12 protein-coding genes are annotated in these 11,013 nt (G+C 65.5%); 6 read left to right on the top strand and 6 right to left on the bottom strand.

The features are described from left to right. The first annotated feature begins 22 nt into the window (after positions 1-22). Positions 23-658 carry a response regulator gene (locus tag FHS47_RS09865; RefSeq protein ID WP_167026324.1) on the top strand — a complete coding sequence of 212 codons (636 nt, stop codon included), beginning with the start codon at positions 23-25 and terminating at the stop codon, positions 656-658. An 8-nt stretch (positions 659-666) separates the two neighbouring features. On the opposite strand, the gene FHS47_RS09860 is transcribed toward FHS47_RS09865, so the two are convergent. The 3 genes from FHS47_RS09860 to FHS47_RS09850 form a co-directional block, all read right to left on the bottom strand. Then, the gene (locus tag FHS47_RS09860; RefSeq protein WP_208381896.1) at positions 667-1,449 is read right to left on the bottom strand and encodes a DUF3025 domain-containing protein; all 783 of its coding nucleotides are present in this window, start codon (positions 1,447-1,449) and stop codon (positions 667-669) included. Positions 1,450-1,462: 13 nt separating this feature from the next. Continuing rightward, positions 1,463-2,785, bottom strand: a complete 1,323-nt coding sequence (gene rimO, locus FHS47_RS09855; protein WP_167026318.1) for a 30S ribosomal protein S12 methylthiotransferase RimO — start codon at positions 2,783-2,785, stop codon at positions 1,463-1,465. A gap of 164 nt (positions 2,786-2,949) precedes the next feature. Next, on the bottom strand, positions 2,950-3,915 hold the full coding sequence (locus tag FHS47_RS09850; RefSeq protein WP_167026315.1) for an acyltransferase: 966 nt from the start codon (positions 3,913-3,915) through the stop codon (positions 2,950-2,952). 174 nt (positions 3,916-4,089) lie between these two features. Between FHS47_RS09850 and FHS47_RS09845 the strand changes: the two genes are divergently transcribed. Together FHS47_RS09845 and FHS47_RS09840 are read left to right on the top strand one after the other, a co-directional pair. Continuing rightward, entirely contained in the window at positions 4,090-4,770 is a 681-nt protein-coding gene (locus FHS47_RS09845; RefSeq protein WP_167026312.1) for a dienelactone hydrolase family protein, read from the top strand. A 1-nt stretch (position 4,771) separates the two neighbouring features. Continuing rightward, the gene (locus FHS47_RS09840) at positions 4,772-5,185 is read left to right on the top strand and encodes an HIT family protein (RefSeq protein WP_167026309.1); all 414 of its coding nucleotides are present in this window, start codon (positions 4,772-4,774) and stop codon (positions 5,183-5,185) included. A 108-nt stretch (positions 5,186-5,293) separates the two neighbouring features. Here FHS47_RS09840 and FHS47_RS09835 read toward each other — a convergent pair whose 3' ends face one another. The 3 genes from FHS47_RS09835 to apbC form a co-directional block, all read right to left on the bottom strand. After that, positions 5,294-5,785: a hypothetical protein gene (locus tag FHS47_RS09835; protein WP_167026306.1), complete on the bottom strand. Its 492-nt coding sequence runs from the start codon at positions 5,783-5,785 to the stop codon at positions 5,294-5,296. Positions 5,786-5,875: 90 nt separating this feature from the next. Further along, complete coding sequence (dcd, locus tag FHS47_RS09830; RefSeq protein ID WP_089973877.1) at positions 5,876-6,442, bottom strand: dCTP deaminase; 567 nt, start codon at positions 6,440-6,442, stop codon at positions 5,876-5,878. A gap of 67 nt (positions 6,443-6,509) precedes the next feature. Further along, a complete protein-coding gene (gene apbC, locus FHS47_RS09825) occupies positions 6,510-7,595 on the bottom strand; it encodes an iron-sulfur cluster carrier protein ApbC (RefSeq protein WP_167026303.1) in 1,086 nt (361 codons plus the stop codon). Positions 7,596-7,745: 150 nt separating this feature from the next. Here apbC and FHS47_RS09820 point away from each other — a divergent pair, with 150 nt between their 5' ends. The 3 genes from FHS47_RS09820 to rsxB all read left to right on the top strand — a co-directional run bounded on the left by FHS47_RS09820 (position 7,746) and on the right by rsxB (position 11,005). Then, complete coding sequence (locus tag FHS47_RS09820; protein WP_167026300.1) at positions 7,746-8,192, top strand: DUF2147 domain-containing protein; 447 nt, start codon at positions 7,746-7,748, stop codon at positions 8,190-8,192. 81 nt (positions 8,193-8,273) lie between these two features. Next, positions 8,274-10,373, top strand: a complete 2,100-nt coding sequence (metG, locus tag FHS47_RS09815; RefSeq protein ID WP_167026297.1) for a methionine--tRNA ligase — start codon at positions 8,274-8,276, stop codon at positions 10,371-10,373. A 23-nt stretch (positions 10,374-10,396) separates the two neighbouring features. Next, positions 10,397-11,005, top strand: coding sequence for an electron transport complex subunit RsxB (rsxB, locus tag FHS47_RS09810; protein WP_167026294.1), 609 nt, complete (start codon positions 10,397-10,399; stop codon positions 11,003-11,005). Positions 11,006-11,013 lie beyond the last annotated feature (8 nt).

The raw sequence follows: 11,013 nt of genomic DNA, 5'->3' as shown, positions 1-11,013 counted from the left end.
TGCAGTAAGGAGAACACGAGGCATGTCACTCAAGGTCATTCTGGCAGACGACCACCCCCTGGTTCTCGCTGGTGGCGCCTTGGCGCTGAGGACCGCGCATATCGACGTGGTGGGTGAAGCTCAGTCCGCGGACGAGCTACTGTCCATGCTCGGCGACCGCGCATGTGACGTCGTGATTACGGATTTTCTCATGCCGAGCGACCGGCAGGACGACGGTTTCCCCCTGATCGAAAGGATCGTGAAGGAGCATCCGCAGGTTGCGGTGGTGGTTCTCACCATGATCAATCGACCCGCGGCGCTGATGTCCATGCTCAACCGCGGCGTGCTGGGCATCGTCGACAAGCGCGCGCCCATGGACGAATTGCCGGTCGCCGCGCGGGCGGTGGCAAGTGGCGAAACCTATCTCAGCGAAACGCTCCTGGAGATCCTGAACGAGACGGACGAAGTATCCGATGCCATGCCCGGCGCGCCACTGTCGCCACGCGAAACGGAGGTGATCAAGGCCTTCGTCGCCGGCATGTCGCTGCAGCAGATCGCGGACCGCGAAGGCAAATCGGTAAAGACCATCAGCCGGCAGAAGCGCGACGCAATGCGCAAGCTGGGTGTGCACCACGATGGCCTGCTTCTCGACTACGTTCGCGATCACGGGCTGGTGTAAGCACGCTCCTACGACAGCGGCGCAGGATAAACGCGGCCGGCGCGCAGAGGCTGGAAACACGGGGCATCCGTGTAAAACGATTCGGCGTTCGTATCCGCATGCCACCCCGGCACGCCGGATACCGGCAGTGGCCGTAATTCCAGCGGATCGACCAGCACCGCACCGGAAGCGATCGCTTCCGCGCAACGACGGGCGGCGTCATTTCCGCCCGTGACGACCAGCGCCTTGCCGACCAGCAATTTGCCGGGCGTCAGCGCATGCTCCAGCAGCGCGTGGCCGAACACATCCACGCGCGCCTCGCCACCGAGCCACGCGTCGCGGAAGGTCCAGAACAGGCGATGCCAGTCGTGTGCGCCCCACGCGTCGAGCATGCGGCTGTCCGTCAGCGTCACGATGACGCCGGCTTCGTCGAAGTGGGTGAGCGCGTACTGCGGGCGCGAGCGCTCGCGCGGGCCCATGATGGCGATCTCCGCCATCTGCCGCGCATTCAGGGTCTGCTTGATCGCGCCGTAACGCAGCCACACGAACGCATTGAAGAGGTCGTGCCAGTTCGCCGGGCGTGTCGCGATGGCGCCGTGGCGCGCGATGCGTTCCTCATAGTGCAGGCCGTCGGCAAGCAAGGCCTTGTCCTGCACCACGAACCGGTGGCGGGCCCCTTCGGGCCACAGTGCATTCAGTTCGACGACGGAAGGCCATGCCTCGGCGCGCAGGAGAGGCGCGAAGCATGACCAAGCCGACAGCGGCGGCGCCGCGAGCACGCTCCGGTCGAGCGCCTCCCGCGTTGGCGCCACGTACCGCACTGGCTCAGGCCAGGCGGCCGTACAAATCGTGCGCGTCGGCCTCTTCGACCACCACGTCGACGAACTGGCCCGGCTTCAACAGCTGCCCGTCGTCGATCCGCACGGCGCCGTCGATCTCCGGCGCGTCGGCGCTGGAACGGCCCCAGGCACCTTCGGCGTCGATCTCGTCGACCAGCACCTTGATCGTCTTCCCCACCTTGCGCTGCAGCTTCGCCGCGGAAATTTCAGCCTGCACCGCCATGAACTGCTCGAGGCGATCTTCCTTCAGTTCCTCGTCGATCTGCCCAGGCAGCTCATTGGCCTTCGCGCCATCCACCGGCGAGTAGGCGAAGGCGCCCACGCGGTCGAGTTCCGCTTCGCGCAGGAAGTCGAGCAGTTCCTGGAACTCCGCGTCGGTTTCGCCGGGGAACCCGACGATGAAGGTGCTGCGGATGGTCAGCTCCGGCACCTGGCGACGCCAGTTCTGGATGCGTTCCAGTGTCTTGTCGACGTTGCCGGGGCGCTTCATCAGCTTGAGGATGCGTGGGCTGGCATGCTGGAACGGAATGTCGAGGTACGGAAGGATCTTGCCGTCCGCCATCAACGGCATCACCTCGTCCACGTGCGGATACGGATACACGTAGTGCAGACGCGTCCAGACGCCCAGTTCGGAGAGACCTTCGCAAAGCTCCGTCATGCGCGTGCGATACGACTTGCCGCGCCATTCGCGTTCCGCGTAGCGAACGTCCACGCCGTAAGCGCTGGTGTCCTGCGAGATGACCAGCAGTTCCTTCACGCCGCCCTTCACGAGCTTTTCGGCTTCGAGCAGCACCTGATCCACCGGGCGGCTGACGAGGTCGCCGCGCATCGACGGAATGATGCAGAAGCTGCAACGGTGATTGCAGCCTTCCGAGATCTTCAGGTACGCATAGTGCTTCGGCGTGAGCTTCACGCCGGTGTCCGGCACGAGGTCGAGGAACTTGTTCCGCGTGGGCGGCAGCGCCTGGTGCACCGCACTCATCACCGACGCGTAATCCTGCGGCCCCGTGATCGCCAGGACGTCGGGATAGCTCTCGCGGATCAGTTCCTGACGCTTGCCCAGGCAGCCGGTGACGATCACCTTGCCGTTCTCGTGCAGTGCCTCGCCGATGGCGTCGAGCGATTCCTGCACGGCCGAATCGATGAAACCGCACGTGTTCACCACCACGGCGTCTGCGGCGGAATACGTGGGCACGATCTCGTACCCCTCGACCTTCAGCTGGGTGAGGATGCGTTCGGAATCGACGAGCGCCTTCGGGCAGCCAAGGCTGACGAAACCGATCTTCTGGGTCTGGGCGGCCTGGGACATGCCGTGGGTACCGGGGGGAGGAAACCGTGCATTATAGCCGGTTGGTGCGTTCCGGTTCCGCCGTATCGCCCCGCGCCGCTTCCGGGCGATCCGGGCACAGGTCTCAACCCGACCGGAGATTGCCCTGGGCCGGAGGCCGGCCCCGTCATCGGATGGCATCCGCCTTATCTTTCCGGAACCGTGCTTGCGGTGCCTGGTGCAGCGTTTCCAGACCGCCGCGGCTTGTAGCGCAGCGCTTTCTTTTCCACCACATGCCAGGAAGCGGCTGCCAGGGCAAGTGTCACGGGAACGGTGAAAGACAGCAGCTCGAGGTAAGGCGTCTGCCGCCCCATGAAGGCCACGCCTATCTGCTGCACCGGCCATGCATAGATGTAGATGCCATAGGAGAGGTCCCCGATCTTCGAGATGTCTCGCAGGCCGGGCCATGACTGCATGCCCATCGCTACCGTCAGCGACGGAACGACGAATGCGAGGCCGAGCCTTGTCTGACCGATGCGAGCGAGCGCATAGCCCAGAACCAGGAACAACAGGGTCGGCAGCGCTTTCCTGAGATAGGGAAAGGATCGCAGCAGGCTTCCCGCGGCGAAGAACAATCCGAAGTACGCCAGGAAGCTTGTTCCGGACTGCAGGCCTGAAAGCACGAAGTAAGCGAATATTCCCACGGCCAGCACGATGGCGGGACGTTGCGTTGCGACCCCGGCGACCAGAAGCAGCGCGTAACAATAGACCTCATACGGAATGGTCCAAAGCGATCCGTTGGTGAGGTGCCTGGGGTTGCCAGGGAATCCTTTCAGTCCAAGCGCAGCTATCACTGCCAGGGTCAGCGGTATCGCCACGCAAAGCGCCGGCGCCATCCGGAGTGCACGACGGGCGGCGAATCGCGGAACACTCGGGTCGTTCAGCCAGCTCGACGTCACCAGATAGCCGCTGATCGAAAAGAAGATGAGTACGCCGAGGTTGCCTAACGAATGCTCCCCGACGACGCTCGGCTCACGGCGTCCCGACAGAGCGAACTGATGGCTGATCAGCACCAGGAAGGCGCCGACGACCCTCAGTGCATCAAAATTGTTGCGCTGCGCATGGGTCGTCCCCGCGTCCTGACAAGCGCCTTCCATGAATCGGTCCCCCATGGCTCTTACGCTCATCTATAGCGCGAGCGCGGGGGCAAAAAAGGGGAGTAAATGGGGCACCGAAGAGACCCATTCTCCATTCCGCCGAAAGCCGCTTCCCGTCAATCCTCTTCAACATCCCTCCGAGTAACATGCCCGGTCTGCTTCCTTTCCCTGACCGACGGAGATCCAGCCATGGGCCATACCCTGATTCTCGACACCTCCCGCCCGCATGAAAGCATGGACGCCTACGTGGCCGAGCCCTCGGGCACACCCCGAGGCGGCATCGTCGTCATCCAGGAGATCTTCGGCGTCAATGCGCACATACGCAGCGTGGCCGACCGCTTCGCCGAAGAAGGCTACGTCGCCATCGCGCCGGCCCTGTTCGATCCTGTGGAGAAAGGGGTCGAGCTGGGTTACGACCAGGAGGGCATGCAGAAGGGCCTGAAGATGATCGCGGAACTCGGCCTGCTGCGTCCGATGCAGGACGTGGGCATCGCCGCCGCGCTGATCGCGGATCGCTACAAGGTCAAGGTGGGTTCCGTGGGTTATTGCTGGGGTGGCACCGTGGCGATGCTCGCCGGCTTCCGCCTGGGCCTGCCTTCGGCAAGTTATTACGGCGCGCGCAACGTGCCCTTCCTCACCGAGCCGGCCAAGGCCAATGTGATCTTCCACTTCGGCGAGCGCGACCATTCCATTCCGCCGGAAATGGTGGAAAAGCACCGCGAACTGAAGCCGGAGATGGACACCTGGGTGTATCCGGCGGATCACGGGTTCAATCGCGAGGTCGGGTCCAGTTACGACGAGCCCAGTGCGAAACTCGCCATGGAGCGCACCCTGGCCTTCTTCGCGCGCGAACTCGCACCGCAGGGCTGACGTGGACGCTGCTTTCAAACTGGATGCCCGCCTCGCTGCCGATACTTTTCCCGTCGGCGACCTTCCGCTGTGCCGCGTGCTCCTGATGCGGGATCGCCGCTACGCCTGGCTCGTGCTCGCTCCGCGGCGCGCGGGCATGGTGGAGGTGTCGGACCTGGACGAGGGCGAACGCGCGACGCTGTGGCGCGAAGTGGATCGGGCGGCGGCGGCACTGCGGGCGGCCGCGCCTTGCGACAAGGTGAACATCGGCGCCCTCGGCAACATCGTGCGCCAGTTGCACGTGCACGTGCTGGCGCGTGTGGAAGGCGACGCGGCGTGGCCGGGGCCGGTCTGGGGCCACAGTGCCGCAGTGCCGTACGACGGTGGCGAGGCGGAGCGGCTGGTGGGGGCGCTTCGGCGTCTTCTCGGGATCTAGGCGCAGGCTATGCCGGAAACTAACGAGGCGCCGCAGGGAGAACCTGGGCGCCTCGCGAAAGGATGTCGCGAGCAGGGCTCGCTCCTACGACATCAGTAAGCCTGCGGCTTACTGCTGCGTCTGCGGGTCGTACGCGCCGCTGGACGCGTCCTTGCCCTGCATGCGGTCGGGCAGCGCCGCCTTGTGCGGGGTGTCCTCGAGCTGGCGGGCCTTCTCTTCCACGGCGTTCAGGCGAACCAGTTCGCCCTTCTTGTCGTAGTAGACGGTGAAGCCGTAGTCGAGCTGCATGCGCGCAAGGAAGCCGAGATGGGCGTCGCGAATCTTGGAATCGTCGCTGGGCAGCACCAGGACCGTTTTCGGCAGCTTGCCCTGGTCCTTCAGGTAGGCGAAATGGCTACCCGTATCGGCTGCGGACAGCACGGCGCCGTCGACGAGGAACTGGCCGCTCTTGTACGCCTTGATGGTGTAGTCGAACTGCCCCTGCTCCGCCGCGACGTGGTCGGACTTGGACGCGCCGCGATGGCAGCCGGCAAGCACCAGCATGCTGGCGAGGAAGACCGCCGCGGCGGCGCGGGCCATCAGGGTGGGAAGTCGGATCATGCGGTGTCTCCGTGGATCGGGTATGGCGATGAAAGGCCCAAGTCTACCGCGCGGGCGGTGTATCGGGACAAACCGGGAGGGAGGAGCGGTTCAGGTGCTCGGCAGGGTCACGCCGCGCTGGCCCTGGTATTTGCCGCCGCGATCCGCGTACGACACCTCGCATTCCTCGTCGGACTCCAGGAAGAGCATTTGCGCCACGCCTTCGTTGGCGTAGATCTTGGCGGGCAGCGGCGTGGTGTTCGAGAACTCCAGGGTGACGTGGCCTTCCCACTCGGGTTCGAGCGGCGTCACGTTCACGATGATGCCGCAGCGCGCGTAGGTGCTCTTGCCCAGGCAGATCGTGAGCACCTTGCGCGGTATGCGGAAGTACTCGACGGTACGCGCAAGCGCGAACGAATTCGGCGGAATGATGCACACGTCCGATTTGATGTCGACGAAGCTGCGTTCGTCGAACGCCTTCGGGTCCACGATCGTCGAATTGATGTTCGTGAACACCTTGAACTCATCGGCGCAACGAACGTCGTAGCCGTAGCTCGACGTGCCGTAGGAAACCAGACGGTGGCCGTCGCGCTCCTTGACCTGGCCGGGGGCGAACGGCTCGATCATGCCGTGCTCCGCGGCCATGCGGCGGATCCACTTGTCGGACTTGATGCTCAATGCTGTCTCTCCCTCGCTGGAGCCGGAAAGGTAAAGGAACGTCGGCGAACGCGCCAGCAGGCGCGTTTCAGGTGTTCTGGATGACGATCTTCGGGAAGCCGATGGCCTTGTTCCGCGCCTGCAGCGAAAGCCTCGCCGCCGTGCTGCGGGCAATGGCCCTGTAGCGCATGGCCAGATCGGAGTCCGGGATGGCGGCGACCGTGGGCCGCCCTTCGTCGGCCTGCTCGCGGATGCGGATGTCCAGCGGCAGGTCGCCGAGGTAGGGGATACCGGCCTCCCCCGCCATGCGCGCGCCGCCGCCGTGGCCGAAGATGTGCTCCTCGTGGCCGCAGTTCGTGCAGATGTGGGTCGCCATGTTCTCCACCACGCCGAGGACCGGAACCTCCACCTTGCGGAACATGCCCAGCGCCTTGCGGGCGTCCAGCAACGCGATGTCCTGCGGGGTGGTGACGATCACGGCGCCGGAGACCGGCACCTTCTGCGACAGCGTGAGCTGGATGTCGCCCGTGCCCGGCGGGAGGTCGATGAACAGGTAATCGAGATCTTCCCAGCGCGTATCGGTGAGCAGTTGCATCAGGGCCTGGGTGACCATCGGGCCGCGCCAGATCATAGGGGTGTCGTCGTCGATCAGCACCCCGATGGACATGGCCTGCAGGCCGTGCGCCCGCATGGGCTCGATACTCTTGCCGTCCGGCGAGGTGGGCTTGCCGCTCAGACCAAGCATCCGGGGCTGGCTGGGGCCGTAGATGTCGGCATCGAGGATGCCCACCTTTGCCCCTTCGGCCACCAGTGCGAGCGCCAGGTTCACCGACACGGTGGACTTGCCCACGCCGCCCTTGCCCGACGCCACGGCCACCACGTTCTTCACGCCCGGCAAGGGTGCGAGCTGCCCCTGCACCTTGTGGGCGTGCACCCGCCAGCCGACCGAGACCGCTGCCGAAGCGATGGCCGGATCCGCCTCCAGGGCCGCCTTCGCCTCCGCCGTGGCCGGCTCGACGTAACCCGCGGCGGGGTAGCCCAGCTGGATATCGACGGAGACGCGGTCGCCGTCCACGCCGACGGCACGCACGGATGCGCCCAGCCCTTGCCCGGAATGGGGGTCGACGAGGCGGTCGAGGATGCCGCGGACGAGGGTTTCGCTGGCTTGGGTCATGTTGGGGGGCTGGGGAAATTCTGAGATCGCCCATTATGCCAGTTGCGCCCTGTCCCGCCCTGTCGCGCATCTGGCGCGTTGCAGCTTGACGGCCGCGCCGGGGCTCGTCAGGCTCGCCCGTACCTGACCGTATGGGGAGCCCGCAAGCCTATGAAGCGTCCGATCCGCACCGCCCTCGCCTTCGCCCTCGCGGCGACCGCCCTCCCCGCCCTCGCCGCGAACGACAGCCCCGTCGGCAAGTGGAAGACGATTGACGACAAGACCCACGAGGTGAAATCGATCGTCGAGATCACCGAAAACGGCGGCCTGCTGGAAGGCAAGGTGTTGCAGGTGCTGAAGTCCGAGCACGGCCCGCACCCGGTCTGTTCCGAGTGCAGCGGCGAGCGTAAGAACAAGCCCATCGAAGGCATGACCATCATGTGGGGCCTGAAGAAGGACGGCGACGAATGGTCCGGCGGCCAGATCCTCGACCCGGCCAAGGGCAAGATCTACAAGGTCACGCTGAAGCTGGAAGACGGTGGCCAAAAGCTCGACGTACATGGCTACATCGGCTTCTCGCTGATCGGCCGCAGCCAGGAGTGGGTGCGCGCCGAATAGCCCGGCAGGGGCGTTGCCGGGGCGACCGGCGTTTACCCGCGCATGCCATAATCCACGGTCCTACAGCCGCCCGTGCGAATCATGGACCGCCGCATCCTCGTCACCAACGCCCTTCCCTATGCCAACGGCCCGCTGCACCTGGGCCACATGCTCGGCTACATCCAGGCCGACATCTGGGCGCGGGCGCAGCGCATGCAGGGCCACGAAGTCTGGTACGTGGCCGGCGAGGACGCCCACGGCACGCCGATCATGCTCGCGGCCGAGAAGGCCGGAAAGTCGCCGGAAGCCTACATCGCGGATATTCGCGCGGGGCACGAAGCCGACTTCACCGACTTCCACTTCAGCTACGACCAGTACCACACCACGCATTCGCCGGAGAACCAGGCGCTCGCGAACACGATCTACACGCGGCTGCGCGAAGGCGGCTACATCGCCCGGCGCGACATCCAGCAGCTGTACGACCCCGAGCGCGACATGTTCCTGCCCGACCGCTACATCAAGGGCACCTGCCCGGTGTGCGGCACGCCCGACCAGTACGGCGACAACTGCGAGAACTGCGGTGCCACCTACGCGCCTACGGAGCTTCGCAATCCGTATTCGGTGATGTCGGGCGCCACACCGATCCTGCGCGATTCGGAACACTACTTCTTCGAACTCGGCAAGTTCGAAACCCTGTTGCGCGACTGGTTCGCCGGCCGCTTCACCGACGGCAAGGCCGTGGCCAATGCCGGCGTGGCCGCCAAATTGGCCGAATGGCTGGACGGCGGGCTGCGCGATTGGGACATTTCCCGCGATGCGCCGTATTTCGGCTTCCCCATTCCCGATGCGCCGGGCAAGTTCTTCTACGTGTGGCTCGACGCACCCGTGGGGTATCTGGCGTCGTTCAAGGCCCTGTGCGAGCGCACCGGCCTGCGCTTCGACGACTTCCTCGGTCCGGGCAGCCAGGCCGAGATGCACCATTTCATCGGCAAGGACATCATCAACTTCCACGGCCTGTTCTGGCCGGCGATGCTGCACGGCGCGCATATGCGCACGCCCACCGCGCTGCACGTGAACGGGTACCTGACCGTGAACGGCGCGAAGATGTCCAAGTCGCGCGGCACCTTCATCCAGGCGCGCACGTACCTCGACAGCGGCCTCGATCCGGAAGCCTTGCGTTATTACTTCGCCACGATGCTCACCGAAAACCCGGTGGACGTCGACCTCGACCTGAAGTCGTTCGAGGAACGCGTCAATTCGCACCTCGTGGGCAAGTGGGTGAACATCGCCAGCCGCACCGCCGGTTTCCTGCACTCGCACTTCGACGGAAAGTTGGCCGACCGTTTCGAGGAACCGGTTTCCGCGTGGTGGCCGAACTTCGTGGCCGCCTACGACGAGACCGTGGCGCTCTACGAGAGCGGCGACCTGGCCGAAGTGTGCCGCCGCTTCGTGGCCCTGGCCGACGATGCCAACGGCTACATCGCCGCCGTGGCGCCCTGGAAGCTGGCGAAGGACGAAACCCGGCGCAACGAGCTGCATCAGATCTGCAGCCTCGCCATCCACGTGTTCCGTCTGCTCACCGGCCTGGTCAAGCCCATCCTGCCGAAGACGGCGGCGCTGGCGGAAGACTTCCTCGGCCTGCCCACGGCGCATTTCGCCGATGCGCGCCAGGAAATGTTCGGCCATACCGTGAACGCGTTCACTCCGCTCTTCGGACGCCTCGACCCCAAGAAGATCGAGGCCATGGTCGAAGCATCGAAAGAATCGCTGTCGCCCGCCGAGCAGGCCACGTCGGCCGCCGCGGAAGCGAAGCCCGCCAAGAAAACCAAAGAAGCACCGAAACCCATGACCGACGCCACCACCGAAACCGCTACCATTTCCATCGACGACTTCGCCAAGCTCGACCTCCGCATCGGCAAGGTCACGGCGTGCGAATTCGTTGAAGGTTCGGACAAGCTCCTGCGTTTCGAACTCGACGCCGGCCCGCTCGGGCAGCGGCAGATCTTCTCCGGTATCCGCGCCGCTTACGGCGAACCGGAAAAACTGATCGGTCGTAACGTGGTCTTCATCGCCAACCTCGCCCCGCGCAAGATGCGCTTCGGCCTGTCCGAGGGCATGATCCTCTCGGCCGGCGACGGCGGTGCGGACCTCTTCCTGCTCGACGCCGACCAGGGCGCGGCGCCGGGCGCCACCGTCCGCTGACACCACACCCGGCTGCGCCAGCCATGACGCCAACGCTTGCCGATCGCATCGACGACCTGCTTCCGCAGACGCAGTGCGAACAATGCGGATTCCATGGCTGCCGGCCGTATGCCGAAGCGATGGCCGCGGGCGAGGCATCGATCGATCGTTGCCCGCCTGGCGGCGCCGCCGGCATAGCCCGGCTGGCCGCCCTGCTGGACCGCCCCGTGCTGCCGCTGGACACCTCCCGCGGCGTGGAGAAGCCGCGCACGCTCGCGCGCATCGTGGAAGCGGACTGCATCGGTTGCACGAAGTGCATCCAGGTGTGCCCCGTCGATGCCATCGTCGGCTCGTCAAAGCAGATGCATACGGTCGTGGCCGACCTCTGCACAGGTTGCGAACTCTGCGTGCCGGCCTGTCCCGTCGATTGCATTGCGCTCGACCCGATGCCGCAGGCGCAGGCGGACGACCGCGCACACGCCGATGCCGCCCGATGGCGGTTCCAACGCCGTGAGCGGCGTCTGGCGCGGGAGCGCGAGGCGCGCGAACGGCAGCTTGCCGCCAGCAAGGTGGACGTAGCGGCGCCGACAGCGCGCAACGCGGTGCTCGAAGCCCTCGCACGCGCGAAAGCCAGGAAGAAGGACAGCCCGTGAAGAAGGCC

The organism is Luteibacter sp. SG786 (assembly GCF_011759605.1).
GTDB lineage: Bacteria > Pseudomonadota > Gammaproteobacteria > Xanthomonadales > Rhodanobacteraceae > Luteibacter.
The sequence above is the reverse complement of the archived record's forward strand: the minus strand, read 5'-3'. Positions and strand labels throughout refer to the sequence as shown.